General features: G+C 54.0%; 18 protein-coding genes. 17 read left to right on the top strand and 1 reads right to left on the bottom strand.

What is annotated here, in order from left to right:
- The first annotated feature begins 91 nt into the window (after positions 1 to 91).
- From QNH46_RS15540 to QNH46_RS15510, 7 genes are all read left to right on the top strand, one after another.
- Complete coding sequence (locus QNH46_RS15540; RefSeq protein WP_283928457.1) at positions 92 to 532, top strand: YlbF/YmcA family competence regulator; 441 nt, start codon at positions 92 to 94, stop codon at positions 530 to 532.
- A gap of 65 nt (positions 533 to 597) precedes the next feature.
- Positions 598 to 861 carry a YlbG family protein gene (locus QNH46_RS15535; protein WP_055110051.1) on the top strand — a complete coding sequence of 88 codons (264 nt, stop codon included), beginning with the start codon at positions 598 to 600 and terminating at the stop codon, positions 859 to 861.
- Between the two features lie 154 nt (positions 862 to 1,015).
- Complete coding sequence (locus QNH46_RS15530; RefSeq protein WP_283925101.1) at positions 1,016 to 1,150, top strand: hypothetical protein; 135 nt, start codon at positions 1,016 to 1,018, stop codon at positions 1,148 to 1,150.
- Positions 1,147 to 1,620, top strand: coding sequence for an MgtC/SapB family protein (locus QNH46_RS15525; RefSeq protein ID WP_283925100.1), 474 nt, complete (start codon positions 1,147 to 1,149; stop codon positions 1,618 to 1,620). The genes QNH46_RS15530 and QNH46_RS15525 overlap by 4 nt, the downstream gene beginning before the upstream one ends.
- 177 nt (positions 1,621 to 1,797) lie before the next feature.
- Positions 1,798 to 2,235: a hypothetical protein gene (locus tag QNH46_RS15520; protein ID WP_283925099.1), complete on the top strand. Its 438-nt coding sequence runs from the start codon at positions 1,798 to 1,800 to the stop codon at positions 2,233 to 2,235.
- Positions 2,236 to 2,498: 263 nt separating this feature from the next.
- The gene (locus QNH46_RS15515; RefSeq protein ID WP_283925098.1) at positions 2,499 to 3,404 is read left to right on the top strand and encodes a selenium metabolism-associated LysR family transcriptional regulator; all 906 of its coding nucleotides are present in this window, start codon (positions 2,499 to 2,501) and stop codon (positions 3,402 to 3,404) included.
- Positions 3,405 to 3,423: 19 nt separating this feature from the next.
- The gene (locus QNH46_RS15510) at positions 3,424 to 4,302 is read left to right on the top strand and encodes a PHP domain-containing protein (protein ID WP_283925097.1); all 879 of its coding nucleotides are present in this window, start codon (positions 3,424 to 3,426) and stop codon (positions 4,300 to 4,302) included.
- Positions 4,303 to 4,418: 116 nt separating this feature from the next.
- Here the strand turns inward: QNH46_RS15510 and QNH46_RS15505 are convergent, their stop codons facing one another.
- The gene (locus QNH46_RS15505; protein WP_283925096.1) at positions 4,419 to 6,182 is read right to left on the bottom strand and encodes an Rqc2 family fibronectin-binding protein; all 1,764 of its coding nucleotides are present in this window, start codon (positions 6,180 to 6,182) and stop codon (positions 4,419 to 4,421) included.
- Between the two features lie 185 nt (positions 6,183 to 6,367).
- Here QNH46_RS15505 and QNH46_RS15500 point away from each other — a divergent pair, with 185 nt between their 5' ends.
- The 10 genes from QNH46_RS15500 (at position 6,368) to def (ending at position 18,756) form a co-directional block, all read left to right on the top strand.
- On the top strand, positions 6,368 to 9,175 hold the full coding sequence (locus tag QNH46_RS15500; RefSeq protein WP_283925095.1) for a calcium-translocating P-type ATPase, SERCA-type: 2,808 nt from the start codon (positions 6,368 to 6,370) through the stop codon (positions 9,173 to 9,175).
- 83 nt (positions 9,176 to 9,258) lie between these two features.
- Entirely contained in the window at positions 9,259 to 10,101 is an 843-nt protein-coding gene (gene dapF, locus QNH46_RS15495) for a diaminopimelate epimerase (protein ID WP_283925094.1), read from the top strand.
- A gap of 187 nt (positions 10,102 to 10,288) precedes the next feature.
- Positions 10,289 to 12,178: a bifunctional homocysteine S-methyltransferase/methylenetetrahydrofolate reductase gene (locus QNH46_RS15490; protein WP_283925093.1), complete on the top strand. Its 1,890-nt coding sequence runs from the start codon at positions 10,289 to 10,291 to the stop codon at positions 12,176 to 12,178.
- Between the two features lie 35 nt (positions 12,179 to 12,213).
- Positions 12,214 to 13,104: a YicC/YloC family endoribonuclease gene (locus QNH46_RS15485; RefSeq protein ID WP_283925092.1), complete on the top strand. Its 891-nt coding sequence runs from the start codon at positions 12,214 to 12,216 to the stop codon at positions 13,102 to 13,104.
- 51 nt (positions 13,105 to 13,155) lie between these two features.
- Entirely contained in the window at positions 13,156 to 13,416 is a 261-nt protein-coding gene (gene remA, locus QNH46_RS15480; RefSeq protein ID WP_019639066.1) for an extracellular matrix/biofilm regulator RemA, read from the top strand.
- A gap of 11 nt (positions 13,417 to 13,427) precedes the next feature.
- On the top strand, positions 13,428 to 14,000 hold the full coding sequence (gmk, locus tag QNH46_RS15475; protein WP_155610281.1) for a guanylate kinase: 573 nt from the start codon (positions 13,428 to 13,430) through the stop codon (positions 13,998 to 14,000).
- Between the two features lie 53 nt (positions 14,001 to 14,053).
- Complete coding sequence (gene rpoZ / locus QNH46_RS15470; protein WP_155610280.1) at positions 14,054 to 14,275, top strand: DNA-directed RNA polymerase subunit omega; 222 nt, start codon at positions 14,054 to 14,056, stop codon at positions 14,273 to 14,275.
- 112 nt (positions 14,276 to 14,387) lie between these two features.
- Positions 14,388 to 15,617, top strand: coding sequence for a bifunctional phosphopantothenoylcysteine decarboxylase/phosphopantothenate--cysteine ligase CoaBC (gene coaBC, locus QNH46_RS15465; protein ID WP_283925091.1), 1,230 nt, complete (start codon positions 14,388 to 14,390; stop codon positions 15,615 to 15,617).
- A complete protein-coding gene (gene priA, locus QNH46_RS15460; RefSeq protein WP_283925090.1) occupies positions 15,617 to 18,154 on the top strand; it encodes a primosomal protein N' in 2,538 nt (845 codons plus the stop codon). The genes coaBC and priA overlap by 1 nt, the downstream gene beginning before the upstream one ends.
- 119 nt (positions 18,155 to 18,273) lie before the next feature.
- A complete protein-coding gene (def, locus tag QNH46_RS15455; RefSeq protein WP_155610277.1) occupies positions 18,274 to 18,756 on the top strand; it encodes a peptide deformylase in 483 nt (160 codons plus the stop codon).
- Positions 18,757 to 18,764: the final 8 nt, after the last annotated feature.

Genomic DNA, 18,764 nt, shown 5'->3' with positions numbered 1-18,764 from the left:
CGAATATGTTATTATAGTGTAGTCTACTGAAAATTGTATTGTTGCATGGATTTTTTAGTAGACCATTCTATATAGAATCGAGTTGAGATTCATGAGCGTAACCGAGCTGAAGACGGTCGATATGGCCGAGCTTTTGACATACGCCTATGAATTAGGCGATATGATAAACAATTCCACCGCGGTATCCGATTATTTATACTGGAAGAGACGCGTGGAGGAGGACCCGGAGATCCAGGCATTCGTCAGAAAGCTTGACGCGCAGAAGGAGCTCTTTGAGGAGACGGAGCGATTCGGGCACTACCACCCCAATTACCATGAGGCGAAAGACAAAGTAGCCCAGGTGGAGAAGGAGCTGGAGCAGTTCGAAGCCGTACGCAAATTCAAAGCGGCAGAGAAAGAGCTGGACGACATACTGCATCAAATGTCGGAGACGATTGCTTATTCCGTATCCGATACTATTAAGGTACCGAGCAACGACCCGAATCCAAAGGGCGGCGGCTGCGGAAGCGGCGGCAGTTGCAGCTGCGGATAGCGGGGCACCGCCGATATATGGCGGCAGCACCATCTTTTACAGACGACGATATTGGGGGGGATTACATGTTTCCGGAACGTACAGGCTATATCATATGGGTAAGCGATTTGAAGGCGGCAAGAAATCTGGAGAAATACGGGAGCGTGCACTATTTATCCCGGCGGATGCATTACGTCGTCATGTATGTAAATGCGGAACGCGCAGAGGATATCATGCGGAATATCCGCAAGCTGTCGTATGTCCGCAAGATTGAACGATCGTATCGCAATGAAATCAAGACGGAATATTCAAAGGAAGTTCCAGACAAGACGCAGTATTATGGATTGTAGAATCCAAATGCGCGTACGAATAATCATGACCCGATTGGCGTAGGACTTATTAGAATGCCGGCGGGATACAATAAAGGGCGCCCCTTCGGGGCGCTCTTTATTTTTAGCGGTTTTAACCCGGAATGGAGCAGAACATCGTCAGGAGGCGGAAATCATGGAGTATGAACTGCTGCTGCGCGTGCTGATCGTGGAGATTTGCGGCTATATCATCGGCTTTGAACGAAAAAGCCGCATGAAGGAAGCGGGGGGCGGACGCATTTTATCGTGGCTGCTGGCTCTGCCCTCATGATTATCATTTTCAAGTACGGTTTTCAGGACCAGATCGGCTGGAGCAATCTGTCGCTCGATCCGTCAAGAGTCGCGGCCGGCGTTGTGAGCGGGGTCGGCTTTTTGGGGGCGGGCATGATATTCATGCAGAAGCAAACGGTGAAGGGGCTGATTACGGCAGCAGGCATATGGGCGACGGCGGGAATTGGCATGGCGGTTGGGGCCGGCATGTATTTCGTCGGCATCGGTGTGATGCTGATTATTTTCGCAGGACAAATCGTGCTGCATGGCCGCTTAGGCCGGTTGACCTCTCCAAAAGTCGAAAATATCACCCTTGTGCTCGAAAACGATACGGAGGCTTTGGAGCGGATTTTAAAACAGCTTAGGGAGCTTCATATTGCCGTTCTGTCTTTTGAAGTGGAACGCGGGGGACAATCGATGACTCTCGCTTTGACGATACAGCTTAAAGGAGGTTATGACAGGAGACGCTAATGCTCGCTTTAGGAAGTAACGAATCAGTGAAAAAAATTAAAGCGGAGTAAAATTTCTCATAGATTTTGGTTCTAAGATCAAGGCCTCCCTTGTAGAATAATGGAAAGTGATGTATGATTATAGGTAAATGTACTTAGTTATAAAGACCTATAAACTACAAGACATGAGGGGTGCGTCATGAGAGACAAGGTTACGGAGCGGTGGGGAACTTATGAGGCTTTTCACATAACATTAGGCGATAAGAGAGTCTCCGATATCGTGATCACTAACCATGCCATGATGCGGTATCGCGACAGGATAGATCGGACTAGCAAAGGCTTTGAGAAAATTGCCGGCTGGGTTTGGGAATGCCTCAAGCAGGGGCGGATCAAGCATTATTACCGCAATGAAGAAGACGTTTATTTGGTGGACGATGATTTGGTGATGGTTGCTGAATTTTCCGAAATTCCTGGGGAATACGATCTGGTCGGAAGACCTATGCATAGGATGATCATCGTGACGTTTCTCGGACGCATGTCCGAGACGATCGAGCTGCGTGACCTGCGTTCCTATTATTCCTGGCTTAGGCATTCCCGGCGTATGACGCTGATGAAGAACAGCCGCAAGCGGAAATAATTGGAGAACGGGTAGCACGTTTCTAATCTAGAGAAGGTCATGAAGCAGACACGAAGAGGTGTTTGCTTTTTTTGTTTTATTTAAGGTCTATGGAGCCAGGGCGTTTTGAACGCATCTACTTACGATTCGACCAGGTTTAAGCCGCTTTATGGAATGGATATGGAGAACATCTCTCCATGGGCTTCCCCCGAACCTGCTGAAATTAGCTGGTTTTTGTTTGTATGAACATGCTATTGTAATGGAGAAGAAGGAGTGAAGCGACAATGGCTTTGAATTATCACCAATTACATATTTTTTATACCGTTGCCCAGCGAGGCAGCTTTTCGGCGGCCGCGCAGGCGTTACATATGACCCAACCTGCAGTAACGATGCAAATGCAATCGCTTGAGGACTATTTCGGCACGAAGCTGCTAGTCCGGTCGACGAAGCGTATTGATTTGACCGAAGCGGGAAAAGCTTTATATCCGTATGCGCGCAAAAGCATCGAGCTTATGCGCGAGACCGAAAAGGCGATGTCGCAGTTCACGTCCATGCTGGAAGGGCGCCTGCTGCTCGGCTCCAGCCTCACGATCGGCGAATATGTGCTGCCGCGCCTGCTCGGCCCGTTCGGACGCCAATATCCGCACATTTCTATCGTACTAAAGGTGATGAATACGACGCAGATCATCGACGAAATTGTAAGCCATCAGCTTAATTTCGGCCTGGTCGAAGCGCCTGTGCATCATCCCGATATGATATCCGAGCCAGTCATGGAGGACGAGTTGAAGCTGGTCGTGCCTGCAGGGCATCCGCTCACCAGCAAAGGCTCCCTGAAGCTAGCGAACATATTATCCTACCCGTTCGTCCTTCGGGAGAAGGGCTCGGGCACCCGCCAAGTCATGGAGGAGCAGTTGGAACGCAGCGGGATCGATCTCGCAGAGCTGGATATCGTCATGGAGCTAGGAAGCACAGGGGCCGTGAAGTCCGCAGTCGAGGCCGGCTTCGGTCTTACATTTCTGTCACCGTCATCGGTCAAGCATGAGCTAGCCCTAGGATTGCTGGAGATTCTGGAAATCGAGGATGCGAAGTTCAAGCGCCAGTTTTATTCGATCCATTTGAAATCCACGCTGCTTCCGGTATCCGCAGTTACGTTTCTGACCTTTTTACGGGAACAGCAGCTACCTTTGTAGACAGTTAAGGAGGAACGCTATGATCAACGATTCGGTATTCGATAATTTATGTGATTTGCACACTCATACCCGGGCCTCCGACGGAATGAACGCCCCTGCGGAAAATGTCCGGCTGGCCCGGGAGAAGGGTCTGACCGCCATAGCGATCACGGATCATGATACGGTAGCCGGAATTGAAGAGGCGCTTGCCGCCGGGAAGCAATACGGCATCACGGTCGTTCCCGGCGTTGAAATCAGCACGGTCGCGGCTGGCCGCGACATTCACGTGCTGGGTTATTATATCGATACCGGGGATGAAAGGCTACTGGGCAGACTGCAGAGGCTCCGGGCTACGCGAGAAGCGCGGAATGATCTCATTTTGGAGAAGCTGCACGCCCTCGGAATGCCGCTGACGCTCCAGGAGATCAAGGATGGGCTTGGCCGCCCGCTTCGCCCCGATGAGAGCATCGGCCGGCCGCATATCGCCGATGCATTGGTCCGAAAGGGTTATGCCGAGAATATGCGGGATGCCTTTGACCGTTATCTGGGCGAAGGGAAGCCGGCTTATGCGAGCGTCCCCAGGATCGCGCCAGAGGAGGCGATGCAATGGATTCGTGAGGCCGGCGGCGCCCCTGTGCTGGCGCACCCCGGGTTATATGGGGATGACGAGCTGGTCAAGCGGATTATTGCCCAGGGCCAGCCTGCAGGCATCGAAGTGTATCACTCTGACCATGGGGCAGCCGACGAGCAGCGTTACCTGGAAATGGCAGAAGAGTTCGATCTGATTCCGACTGCCGGTTCCGATTACCATGGCGTCCGGCAGGGCGTGGTCTTTCACGGGGATATTGGCTCGCGTACAGTACCGTTAAGTACATTGGAACTGCTCCGTCAACGCTCAGGTCATGCGGGTCAGAACTGACCTCGCATCGCAGTGAAGCGGCGTGCATTGCCCAAGATGAATAAATCCTTCGTCCTTGCTATGGAAGCATTAGCAAATGGCCGAAGGATTTGTTATATAAGTTATATCATCGCAGCTTATTTGACGGTGTTTGGCAGGCTCCTGACAAGCGCCTCGTCAGGCGTGACGAACAAAGTGCGCTGCTGCTCGTAAATGACGAAGCCGGGCTTCGCGCCGCTTGGCTTGCGAACATGCCTGATCAGCGTGTAATCGACGGGTACGCTGCTGGATTCCTTGGCCTGGCTGAAGTAAGCTGCCAGCTGGGCTGCCTCGTTTAATGTGGCTTCCCCGTAGGAGGCGCTTCGAATGACGACGTGGGAGCCCGGAATGTCCTTCGTATGCAGCCAGGTGTCATTGTGGCTGGCCAGGCGGTTGGTTACGTACTCGTTCTGCAGATTATTCTTGCCGACATATATGTCTATGCCTTCGGAAGAAGTGTAGACATGGAGCGTCGGACGGTCGCTCTTCTTTTTTTTCTTGCTTTTGCCGCTTCTTTGTCTCAAGTATCCCTGCTGGATCAATTCCTCGCGGATTTCATCGATATCGTTCAGCGTCGCATAATCCAGCTGCTGAAGCAAACCCTCTAGATACGTGATTTCCCTGCGAGCGATGTCCATTTGTTCATCGATGACCGTCAGGCTGTTTTTGAATTTGTTGTATTTCTTGAAATAACGCTGCGCATTTTCGGACGGAGTCAGCAGCGGATCAAGGGAGATCCGCATAGGCTTTTGCTCTTCATCGTAATAATTGATGAGCTCCGCCTCTTTGTCGCCCTTTTCAATTTGGTGAAGGGAAGCAAGGAGCAGTTCCCCGGAGATCCGGTATTTCTCGGCATCCTCGGCTTCCGCCAGATCCTCCTGCAGCTTCGTCAGCTTCTTTACGTTTTTGCTGCGCTCATTTTGCAGAAAACGCAGCAGATCGCTCGTTTTTTGCTTCGCGGTATCGCGCAGCGCTTTTTCCCCGTAATAATCCTCCATGCAAGCGCTGATCGAATTGAACGTCCGGATATCTCCCTGAACCATACTTAACAACACGGCCGAAAATACATGTTTTCCTTTGATGTTGTTACCAGTCATCGGCTGGTATTGATGGCGGGCAATATCGAGCATCATGGCCGAGAAAGCCGACCATAACGCTTCAGGCTGCAGGGGCTCTTGTACAAGGGGAGCTTTGGCGTCAGCTTCGCTGTGCCGGGCGCGATAATAAATTTCATCCGCGATCAGCGGGCTGAGGCCGCTATAAGCCTGCACCAGCCAGTGACTGGATTCTGCTGCTTCCCCGGCTTCGCCCCAAGCTGACAGAAATTGCTCCTTGCTGGTTTCCAGCGGATTCAGCTTATGCTGCTCCGGCGGCTTCGTATAGGCAAATCCCGGCATGACGACGCGGTAGCTGCTGATGGAAGGGGTGACGTGGTGAATGCCGTCCAGCTGCACGCCCGTGTTGGGATCGACGAGAATGATATTGCTGTGCCGTCCCATCAGCTCGATAATGATCCGTTTGGCGGAAATATCCCCAAGCTCATCGCGCTGTCTGATATCGAGCGCGATAATCCGCTCCATCCCGTACTGGGTAATCGCCTCGATGACGCCGCCTTCGCAATGCTTGCGCAGCAGCATGCAGAACATGGGAGCTTCCTGCGGGTTAGGGAAGGACTGTTCTGTAAGATGCACGCGTGGATAAGTCGGATTAGCCGATAAGATTAGTCTTCTGTTTTCACCCTGTGAGCGCAGATTGATAATGATATCGCTCTCAGAAGGCTGATGTATTTTGTTAATGCGTCCGCCCACGCAAATCTGCAGCTCGTGGACAATGGAACGCGTCACGATTCCGTCAAGTGCCATAATTGTGTAGTCTCCCTCTTATAAGTGCCTTGGCGCATACCGCGCTCTCTCTATGATGCCATACTTCATGCAAAAACTTAAGTCCTCCCCTGTGATAATTTAGGACTGGCCCGAATACATTTACCCTAGGTGGAAAAGCCTTCGCTCTGTAAAACGGCATAAAATACGGGAGGGGAATAGGGAGGATGGAACAAAAAAACTGGCACCAGCGGAGTGGGGAGGAGCTTCTCGAACGGTTCGGTGTCTCGCGGGAGCAAGGGCTGGCCGAAGAAGAGGCGCGGCGCAGGCAGGAGCAAAGCGGCTGGAATGAGCTGCAGGAAATGCAGAAAGTATCGCCGCTGCTCCTCTTCTTGAACCAATTCAAGGATTTCATGATGCTCGTACTGATGGCAGCTACCTTGATCTCCGGACTTCTCGGTGAATATTTGGACGCCGTTACTATTATAGCCATCATCATTCTGAACGGAGTCCTGGGCTTTATTCAGGAATTTCGCGCCGAACGGTCGCTTAGGGCGCTCAAGCAATTGTCTGCTCCCCATGCCAAAGTTCTGCGGGAAGGACGCTTCCGCGATATTACGGCGCGAGAGCTCGTTCCAGGTGATATCGTCATGGTGGAGAGCGGAGACCGTATTCCGGCCGATATCCGCTGGCTGGAGACGAGCAGTCTCGATGCGGAGGAATCTGCGTTAACCGGCGAATCTCATCCGGTGAATAAGCATTCGGAGACGATCCGGGAAAGCGAAGTTCCGCTTGGCGATCAGAAAAATATCGGCTTCATGGGGACGATGGTGACCCGCGGGAGTGGAAAGGGCATCGTCATTCGCACAGGGATGGAAACGGAAATGGGCAAAATCGCCGACCTGATCCAGAATACGGAGGCGCAGGAGACACCGCTGCAGCGGAGGCTCGAGCAGCTCGGCAAAATTTTGATTTATTTGGCTCTCGCCTTGACGGTTCTCGTCGTCGTGGTCGGAATCATTCACGGGCAGCCCGCCGGAAGCATGTTCTTGGCTGGCGTAAGCCTGGCTGTTGCGGCTATTCCAGAGGGCTTGCCGGCAATTGTGACGATTGCCCTTGCATTAGGGGTACAGCGGATGATTAAGCGCAAAGCAATCGTGCGCAAGCTTCCGTCCGTCGAGACGCTTGGCTGCGCTTCGGTCATCTGCTCCGACAAGACTGGCACTTTGACACAAAACAAAATGACGGTTACGCATGTTTGGCTGGAAGGGCGGCCGCTCGAAGTAACGGGCGACGGGTATGAGCCGGTCGGCCATGTTATGGAGCAGGGGCAGCCGCTCGACGTGAAGAAGGACCAGGGACTGCGCCGTTTGCTGCAAATTAGCGCATTGTGCGGCAATGCCGTCATTTACGAGGAAGAAGAGGAGGAGAGCGCAGGCAGCCGGCGTAAAGGCAAAGAGGAGCCTGGGGGATCCCGCTGGCAGCTGAAGGGAGACCCGACGGAAGGGGCGCTTGTCACCTTAGCAGCCAAAATGGGGCTGACCCCAAGCACGCTAAGCGGAGTATACAAGCGTGAGAAGGAGCATCCGTTCGATTCCAAACGCAAAAGAATGTCCGTCGTTGTATCCCATCAGGGCGGAGCCCTGGCTTTTGTGAAAGGGGCTCCGGATATGCTGCTGGAGCGCTGCTCGTACATATTATGGGAGGGCAAGGTCGTGCCTTTCACGGGCACGCTGCGCCAAAAGGTACAGGCCGCGAACGAAGACATGGCGCGCCGGGCGCTCCGCGTTCTGGGCATAGCTTATCGCGAGCTCCGCTCCCATGAAAATACGAACAGCGAGGATGCGGTAGAATCACAGCTGGTATTCGTCGGCCTGACCGGCATGATCGACCCGCCGCGGCGGGAGGTTCGCGATGCGATTGCGGTCTGCCGCAAAGCGGGCATTAAGACGGTGATGATTACAGGGGATCATGGGCTCACCGCCGAAGCGATCGCCCAGGATTTAGGGATTTTGCAGCGTGGCGGCGAATCGATCTCCGGCTCGGAGCTGAACATGCTCAGCGATGAGGAGCTGGAGGCGAAGGCGGACGGCATTAGCGTCTATTCCCGGGTATCGCCGGAGCACAAGCTGCGCATCGTGAAGGCTCTGCAGCGGAGGGGGCATGTGGTAGCTATGACAGGAGACGGCGTCAATGATGCCCCCGCTATCAAAGCGGCCGACATTGGCATCGCCATGGGCATCACTGGAACCGACGTTTCCAAAGAAGCGTCCTCGCTCATTTTGACCGACGATAATTTCTCGTCGATTGTCGCCGCGATCGAGGAAGGGCGGAACATTTACGAGAATATACGCAAATTCATCAGGTATTTGCTAGCCTCCAATGTGGGCGAAATATTGACGATGCTGTTCGCCATGCTGGCCGGTCTGCCGCTACCGCTCATGCCGATCCAAATTCTCTGGGTAAATTTAGTGACGGACGGCCTGCCTGCTATGGCGCTCGGGGTGGATCAGCCGGAGAAGGATCTGATGGAGCATAAGCCGCGCGGCGCAACCGAGAACATCTTCGCCCGTCGACTCGGCTGGAAGATCCTGAGCCGCGGCCTGCTGATCGGCCTGTGTACGCTCGGCGCCTTCTGGATTACACTGCAGAGCAATCCGGGAGCGGAAGGCCAGCTCGTTAAGGCGCAATCGGTGGCGTTTGCCACGCTGGTCATGGCCCAGCTCATCCATGTCTTCGACTGCCGCAGCTCGCGGTCTATTTTCCACCGTAACATTTTGCAGAATCGCCTGCTCGTCATCGCGGTGTTATCTTCCATTCTACTGCTGCTTGGCGTTATCTACATTGAGCCGCTGCAGCCGATCTTCAAGACCGTTCCGCTTTCGCTGCGGGATTGGTCCATTACTCTCGTGGCTGCGGGCATTCCAACGTTCCTGCTCGGCGCGGGCAGCGTCTGGTCAGGGCGGAGGAACCGCCGCAAATACAACAGTTCGGGCCCGTTCGTACCGGCGAAGAGTACAAATATTCGTGCATAAAATCAATACCTTTTCGAGCCCTCAAATTATAGACTAACCCCATAGTTTAGCTTTGCTGGCCAAAGCTTGAAGGGGTGGTTTTGATGAAATTTACGAAAATGCACGGGCTCGGAAATGATTTCCTTGTGATTGACGGAGAGAAGGAGCTGCCGGAGCATGCTTCTTCTCTCGCTGTGAAATGGTGCGATCGCTATTTCGGCGCGGGGGCCGACGGATTGGTGTTTATTTTGCCGTCGGAGCGGGCGGACTTCCAAATGAGGATCTTTAATTCCGACGGAACAGAGGCGGAGCAGTGCGGGAACGCCATTCGCTGCGTCTGCAAGTACGTGTATGAGAAGGGGTATATCGACCGAGGGAAGGTCAGCATTGAAACGTTGGGCGCTGGCGTGCAGCAGGCGGAGTTGAAGACGGATTCAGGCGCCGTCTTGTCCGTGCGCATCGACATGGGGGAGCCGATTCTCCGCGGGCGCGCCATTCCGACCACGCTGGAAGCAAGCCCCGTTCTGGATTGGCCGCTGGAAGTGAGCGGACAGCGATTTAGGTTTACGGCGGTCTCCATGGGCAACCCCCACTGCGTTATTTATGTCGAAGATGCAGCTGTGTTTGATCTGTATAAGTGGGGGCCCATGCTCGAGGAGCATCCTATTTTCCCGCAAAAAACAAATGTCGAATTCGCTACAGTTACGGCCCGGGACCGCGTGGAGATGCGGGTATGGGAACGGGGCGCCGGCTCAACCCTGGCCTGTGGAACCGGCGCCTGCGCTACGCTGGTCGCCTCCGTTCTGCATGGATATACAGACCGCGCAGCCTGGATCGGCCTCGCGGGCGGTGATTTATATGTGGAATGGAGCGAAGCGGATAACCATGTATACATGAGCGGTCCTGCGGAGACGGTGTACGAAGGGAGGATCGGGCAATTGCGCTAAGAAGAGGCCAGGAGGCCTCTTCTTTTTTGCTCTCTCAAAACCTGTTCGATGGTAGGGAATGGCAGCGCTCGCGGCTAGAGGGTACGATGCTTTTTCTAACCATTCAGCCTGATTTTGTGGTACATTAGAATGAAAACGAGTTTGCGATAGGTCTTGAAATAGAATGTGGGCTGTGGAGGTAAGGAATATGAGGCCGGATTTACGCGAGAAAATGAAGCACGAGGTACTGATCGGGGATGGGGCGCTGGGCACTTATTTATATCAGCTCGGTTTTCCCGTGGGCATTTCTTATGAAGAGTTTAATTTACTAAGACCTGAAGTCATTGGCGACGTCCATCGCCGTTATATAGAGGCTGGGGCGCAGCTGCTGGAGACGAACACATTCTCGGCGAATTATTATAAGCTCGCTAAGTTCGGATTGGAATCCAAGGTGGAGGAAATCAACAAAGCTGCCGTACGCATCGCCAGAAGCGTAGCGGGCACAGACGCTTATGTTGCCGGGGCGGTAGGGTCGATTCGCGGCGGGAAAAGGGTCAACGTCTCCGTTCCGGAGCTGAATAAATATTATGAGCAGCAAATTGCCGCTTTGCTGACGGAAGATGTTGATGCGCTTCTGTTCGAAACCTTCTATGATCTGGAGGAAATGCGGATTGCGCTAGGCAAAGCGCGGCAGCATACTTCAATTCCTGTCATCTGCCAGTTCGCTGTCGATCAGCTAGGCCGAACCTTGGACGGCTACAGTATTAAGGAGGCCTTCGGAGTTTTGCGCCAGGAGGGCGCCGACGTACTCGGCTTCAATTGCCATTCAGGCCCTAAGGGGATCATGAGCGTAATGGAGCGTCTTGGGGGCCCGCTTGATATTCCGCTGTCCGTTTTCCCGAATGCGGGTTTAGCGGACTATATAGATGGAGAATATGTATATGGAGCAACCCCGGAGTATTTCGGTGAATGTGCGCTTTCCTTCGCCGACCTGGGTGCCCGGCTGGTTGGCGGCTGCTGCGGCACGACGCCGGAGCATATTTCCGCAATTGCCGGGGCGCTCGCCGATTACACGGCCCAGCCGCTCCAGGAAGGGTCGGCTCTGCCGGAGGTAAGGCCTTCCATCATCGCTGCTGAACGGGAAAATCAGGCTGGGGAGAGCTTCGGGGGGCAAGCTGCAGAGCCGAGCATCGTGGATCTCGTGAAAGAGCGCCATACGGTCATCGTCGAGCTCGATCCGCCGCGCGATCTGGATATCCGCAGATTTATGGATGGAGCAGCCGCTCTGAAGGAGGCGGGAGTCGATGCCCTGACCCTGGCCGATAACTCGCTGGCTGTCACGCGGATGAGCAATATGGCGCTGGGACATCTTGTCCAGTCCGAGACGGGGCTGCGTCCGCTCATTCATATTGCCTGCCGCGACCGTAACCTGATCGGTACCCAGTCGCACATGATGGGCTTTGATGCCCTTGGCATCGACCATGTTCTGGCCGTTACCGGCGATCCGGCCCGCTTCGGCGATTTGCCCGGTTCAAGCTCGGTATATGATTTGACTTCCTTTGAAATCATCCGCATGATCAAGCAGCTTAACGAAGGGATCGCCTTCTCGGGCAAGCCGCTGAAGCAAAAGGCGAAGTTCGTCGTCGGCGCCGCCTTCAACCCGAACGTGAAGCATTTGCATAAAGCCGTCGAGCGTCTGGAGAAAAAGATCGCCTCTGGCGCGGACTATATCATGACACAGCCAGTCTACGATCCTGAGCTGATCGTTGCGGTCAAAGAGGCGACCGCTCACCTGGATGTCCCGATCTTCATCGGCATTATGCCGCTGGCCAGCGGCAAAAATGCCGAGTATCTGCACAACGAGGTTCCCGGCATCCAGCTATCAGACAGCGTCAGAAAGCGGATGGAAGGGCTGCAGGGAGAGGAAGGCCGCAAAGTCGGCGTGGAAATCGCCAAGGAATTGCTGGACACGGCTATGGAGCATTTTAACGGCATTTATTTGATAACTCCGTTTATGTTTTATGAAATGAGCGTCATTTTGAGTAATTATGTCTGGGAGAAATCCGCACATCGATCACGCTACTTGTCTCGTTCATAATTATCAATTACAATAGGGTAACGGATGTGATACCTATGTCTCACAGTATGACAGGATACGGACAGTCCGCCAGGCGTTACGGCGGTTATGTTATTCAATTTGAAATTAAATCCGTCAATCACCGGTATGCCGAAATCGTTCTTCGCATGCCCCGGGAATGGACATGTTATGAGGATGGGCTGCGGCGTCTTGTGCAGCGGCATGTCAAGCGTGGCCGGATTGACGTATACATTAGCAAAGAGCGCGACGACAGCAGCTCTTTGCCATTTGTATTGAATTCTTCCATGGTGCAGTCTTACTTGCAGGCGGCTGAGGAGCTTAACCGGAGTTACGGTGTAAAGGCAGATCTCACGGCCAGGGACATTTTGACCCTGCCTGATGTGTTAACGGCTCCCGATCTGTCCGGGGAGGAAGCCATCTCGCAAGATGACGAATGGGAGAGCGTGCTGCAGGACGGGCTGGAGGAGGCGGTGTCCGGGCTGCTGCGCATGCGCGAGAAGGAGGGGCTTCATCTCGTTCGCGATTTGGAGAGCCGGCTGCTGAAGCTGGATGAGCTTCATGCCGAAATCGTAAGGCTCGCTCCGGAAGTGGTGAGCGATTACCGCGCCCGCTTGCAAGGCCGACTCAATGAATTGTTTGACGGCGCGCTGGATGAGCAGAGATTTGCGATGGAGATTGCGCTGTTTGCGGATCGGTCCAACATCGACGAGGAACTGATCCGATTGAAGAGCCATTTCGAGCAGTGCCGCGGATTGCTGAATACCCGCGAGCCGATCGGGCGCAAGCTGGACTTTTTAATACAGGAAATGAATCGCGAAACTAATACGATCGGATCAAAGGCCAACCACTTGGCTTTAGTCAACCGTGTTTTGGAAATGAAAGCAGAATTGGAGAAGATTCGCGAGCAGGCGGCAAATATGGAGTGAGGCTCCACGGTTTGCAAACGAATCGAGAAAATTAGGGGGAACTACCTAACCATGGCAATTAAACTTATTAACATCGGTTTTGGAAATATCGTATCGGCAAATCGCATCATTTCCATTGTCAGCCCGGAGTCCGCTCCGATCAAGCGGATTATTCAAGAGGCGAGAGACCGTCATATGCTCATCGACGCCACTTATGGGCGCCGTACCCGGGCGGTTATCATCACGGATAGCGACCATGTCATTTTATCGGCGGTACAGCCGGAGACGGTCGCGCATCGTCTATCCATCAAAGACGACGACAACGACGAATAATGGAGAGAACAATGGCAAAAGGGCTACTTATCGTATTATCTGGACCGTCCGGAGTGGGGAAAGGAACGGTCTGCAATGAATTGAGGCATCGTTTGCCCGAGCTTGTGTATTCCGTGTCTGCGACGACAAGGCAGCCGCGGCTCGGCGAGGAGCACGGTGTAAATTATTTTTTTAAGACCCGCGAACAGTTTGTTGAAATGATCCAGAACGACCAGCTGCTTGAATATGCGGAGTATGTCGGCAACTATTATGGGACTCCGCGCGATTTCGTGGAGCAGACGATCGAGAGCGGCAAGGATATCATTTTGGAAATTGAGGTTCAGGGCGCGCTGAAGGTGAAGGAGAAGTTCCCGGAGGGCATATTCGTGTTCCTGCTCCCGCCATCCTTGGACGAGCTGAAAGGGCGGATTCAAGGGCGCGGTACGGAGAATCAGGCGACGATTGATCACCGGATGTCCGTGGCTGCGGATGAAATCGCCCTGCTCAAACACTATGATTACGCCGTCGTTAACGACGAAATCGATCTGGCCTGCAAGAGAATTGAAGCCATCATTACAGCCGAGCATTGCAAAGTCAGGAAATAACCGAGCGCAGCTGTGCTGTGATTCGATGAATACTTGAAGAGGTGTTGTTGAATATGTTGTATCCATCTATTGATAAAATGCTGGATAAAGTCGACAGTAAATACTCCCTGGTTGTAGCTGCATCCCGCAGAGCAAGACAGCTCAGAGAAGGTGATAAGAGCGAATTGCAGCAGCCGAAATCCCATAAGCAGGTCGGCGTGGCGCTGGAGGAAATTTACGGAGATTTCATCAAGATCAAGCGGGATGAAGGCGAGAACCAGAACGCTGACGAATAAGAAGCATGGCCTCCGGGCTGCTATTAGACACTTTTAGTGTTTTTTTCACGACAACCGCGAGGTTGTTGTTTTTTTCTGTAAGGATTAGGGGCGGAAAGAGAGGGGATCACCGATGTTAACCGGCAAAAAAATACTGCTGGGGGTTACCGGCGGCATCGCTGCCTTCAAGGCGGCATCGCTCTGCAGCAAGCTCGTGCAGCAAGGCGCAGAGGTCCGCGTCATTATGACGGAATCGGCGACGAAGTTCATTTCGGAGCTGACGCTGCAGGCGCTGTCCAAGCACCCTGTCTACACGGATACGTTTGATGAGAAGAACCCGCAGGTCATCGCGCACATCGACCTTGCGGATTGGGCTGATCTGGTGCTGATCGCGCCGGCTACCGCAAATATCATCGCCAAAATGACCGTAGGGCTGGCGGATGATATGTTATCCACTACATTGCTTGCGACAGAGGCTCCCATCATGCTGGCTCCGGCGATGAACGTCCATATGTATACCCATCCGGCAGTGACCCGTAATTTAGCGGAGCTTACCGCTCGCGGAGTAATGATGGTGGAACCAGGAAGTGGTCTGCTAGCCTGCGGTTATACAGGAAAAGGCCGGATGGAGGAGCCGGAAAATATTATTGCTGCGGTCGAGGCTTATTTTACCCGCCAGGAGCGTGTGGCTCAGCGGCCGCTGGCGGGCAAAAAGGTCATTGTTACCGCGGGCGGGACGGTGGAGCGGCTGGACCCCGTACGTTATATTACGAACGATTCGTCTGGCAAGATGGGATTTGCGATCGCGAAGGCAGCCTTGGATCTGGGGGCGGAAGTAACGATTGTCGCGGGCCGGCCGGACGTATCCCCGCCGCTTCACCGGGAGGGATTGTCTCTCGTTCGCGTCGAGTCTGCCCAGGATATGTATGAAGCGGTCAACACGCTGTGGGCGGATACCGATATTCTCGTCAAAGCGGCTGCCGTTGCGGATTACCGTCCTAAACAGGCTGCCGACCGCAAGATCAAGAAGTCTGGGGATTCCATGACATTGGAGCTCGTCAAGAACATCGACATTCTGGAGACATTGGGGCGGAGCAAACGGTCGCAATTTGTCATCGGATTTGCCGCCGAGACGGATCGTCTTGAGGAGCATGCGATGGACAAGCTGCGGCGTAAAAACTGTGATCTTATTATAGCTAACGATGTAACTGCCGAGGGTGCGGGCTTTGGCACCGATACAAATATTGTGCATGTATTCGATGCCAATGGACTGGTAGAGACGATTCCGCAGGCGTCCAAGGAGGAAATCGGGCTCAGGATTATGGAGCTGGCCGCGGCGCGTTTGACGGGAGAGTCGAAGTAATGTACAGAATGGCTAAAGTAATTGTCGATGTGCCGAGCCGGGAAACCGACCGGCCTTTTGATTATTTGATTCCTGAGTCCATGAGCAGTTGGATTGAAGTGGGGAGCCGGGTCGGGGTGCCTTTTGGCCGCCGGACCGTACAAGGGTTCGTCGTCTCCCTGCATGAAGAGCTGGAGATGGATTCTTCGAAAATGAAGCCGATTGATGAACTGCTTGATCTGCTGCCCCCGCTGCCTCCGGATTTGGTGGAGCTGGCGGCATGGATGAGCCGCAAATATGCCTGCAGCATGATTTCGGCGTTGCAGGCCATGATTCCTTCGGCATTAAAGGGCAAGGCGGAAAGATATATTCACGTCGCCGATGAGCATGCGAATGAAGGGGAGGAGACAGCAGAACCGGGGGTTCTGTTCGACTCACAGGCCCTTCTGGGTCCCGCTGAACGTGAGATCGTCGGTTATATCCACCAGGCTGGCCCGGTGACGATGGCTCATTTAAGCGGCCGTTATCCAGATAAAGTTGAAGTGATTAAGAACTTGCTTGGACAAGGGATATTATTCGAGAGCCAGGCGATTAAAGACCGGATCAGGAAAAAAACCGTAAAAACCGTTGCTGCAGCCGTCAGCGGGGAAGCTGCCAAAGAGGCGCTTGCTTCGTTTGGAGGAAAGGCGCGCCGCCAGCAGGAGGTACTGCAGTTCCTGCTGGAAGTGGGCGTTCCCTTATCGATGCAGGAAGTACTGTCCACGCTGCGTGTTACGGCCGGGACGGTCAAGAGCCTTGCGGATAAAGGCTATGCAACGATTACAGACGTAGAGGTGTTCCGCGATCCATACCAGGATCGCCGTTTCAAGGCCACGAAGCCGCTGGAACGCACGCCCGAGCAAGAGAACGTCTACCGTTATCTTGCCGAGGCGATCGATTCCCGCCGGCAGCGCGTGTTTCTGCTGCACGGAGTGACCGGCAGCGGGAAGACGGAGGTCTATTTGCAAACGATCGAGCGCTGCATTTCGCAGGGCCGGCAGGCGATCGTCCTCGTTCCGGAAATATCGCTGACCCCGCAAATGGTGGAGCGTTTCAAGGGGAGGTTCGGCAGCAAGGTCGCCGTGATGCATAGCCGCCTGTCGACCGGCGAGCGCTATGATGAATGGCGGAAAATCCGCGAGGGCCGCGTCCAGGTAGCGATCGGAGCACGTTCCGCCGTGTTCGCTCCTTTTGCTGATCTGGGACTGATCGTCATGGACGAAGAACATGAAACATCCTACAAGCAGGAGGAAACGCCGAAATATCATGCGCGGGATGTGGCGGTAGAACGGGCTCGTCAGCATGGCGCTGCGGTCATTCTAGGCTCGGCGACGCCTTCGCTGGAGAGCTATCATGCCGCGCGATCACTGAGCAGCGATGATTTCGCTCCAATGATTCTTGAGATGAAGCAGCGCCCCTCGGGCAGCCGTCTGCCCGGCGTTCAAATCATCGACATGCGCGAAGAACTGCGAGAGGGCAACCGCTCCATGTTCAGCCGGGCTCTGCATCAGGGAATCGCCCAGCGGATCGAGCGGGGGGAACAGACTGTGCTGTTCCTTAACCGTCGCGGATACTCGACGTTCGTCATGTGCCGGACCTGCGGTTATGTGGCGGAATGTCCGGAGTGCGACATATCGCTGACATATCATCAGAAGTCCAACAACTTAAGATGCCATTATTGCGGTTATGCGACCCCTACCCCTACGGAGTGCCCAGAGTGCCAAAGCGAGCATATCCGCTATTTTGGAACGGGGACGCAAAGGGTAGAGGGCGAACTGTCCAAGCTATTCCCGGGTATCCGGGTTATTCGCATGGATGTGGATACGACGAGCGAGAAGGGCTCGCATGAGAAATTGCTGCAGGCGTTTCGGGAGAAGAAAGGCGATGTGCTGCTCGGCACGCAAATGGTCGCTAAAGGCCTGGACTTCCCGGAAGTGACGCTCGTTGGCGTAATCGCTGCAGATACGGCGCTGAATTTGCCCGATTTCCGTTCGGCGGAAAAAACGTTCCAGCTGCTGACCCAGGTGGCCGGGCGGGCCGGACGCCATCAGCTGCCGGGCGAAGTATATATTCAAACGTATATGCCGGAGCATTATTCGATCATACATTCCAGCAGGCATGATTATCATTCCTTTGTAAGGGAAGAGCTGCAGCACCGCAAAATGCTGCATTACCCGCCTTATAGCCGCCTGATCCTCGTAACTCTCTCCCATGAGCAGCTTCCTGTACTGCTGCGGATGGCGGAGAACTTCGCCAGCGAATTGCGGGGCAAGGCGCAGCGTCTCGGCTGGTTCGGCGATTTGGACCGGCGGACGGCAGAGGCGCTAGACGTTCTCGGGCCTGTAGCCTCGCCGCTCCCCCGCATCAAGAACCGATACCGGTTCCAATGTATGGTAAAATATCGGGGAGATCTGGATGCGGTGTCTCTTGTTCGCGAGATTTCAGCGGCTATGATGGGTCAACTGCGGGATGCGTCACTGCAAATCAGCATCGATGTTGACCCGCAGATGCTGATGTAAGGCCGGGCCTAACCGCTTAAAAGGCGCGTTCCGTCCGGGGCATCGGGGCGGAAGGCTGCATATATATTTTGTTAAGAACAGGTAAATCTAAGAAGAGGCAAGAGGAGGATGTTCCCAGTATGGCGATTCGGATTATTGTCAACGAACCGGATGAAGTGCTGCATCAGGTAGCCAAAGAAGTGAAGAAAATTACCCCTAACGTGCAGAAGCTCCTAACGGACATGGCGGATACGATGTACGATGCGGAAGGAGTCGGGCTGGCTGCCCCGCAAATAGGAATTCTGAAACGGGTGATTGTCGTCGATGTCGGGGATGAGCATGGGCTGATTGAGCTGATCAACCCGGAAATCGTCTCTTCGGAAGGGGAGCAATTCGGACCCGAGGGCTGCTTGAGCATACCCGGTTACCGCGGCGATGTGAGACGAGCGATGCAGGTTACGGTCAAAGGGCTGGATCGCAACGGCAAGGAAGTAACCTATACGGGGACGGAGCTGCTGGCCCGGGCATTTCAGCACGAAATCGATCACTTGAACGGTGTGTTGTATACGGACATTGCGGAAAGAGTATATGAAATTACGCCTGAGGGTGAAGAGAAGGAGTGACTTCGCAG

This window comes from Paenibacillus woosongensis, from assembly GCF_030122845.1.
GTDB classification, from domain to species: Bacteria; Bacillota; Bacilli; order Paenibacillales; family Paenibacillaceae; genus Fontibacillus; species Fontibacillus woosongensis_A.
This window is presented reverse-complemented; position numbering and strand designations above follow the sequence as displayed.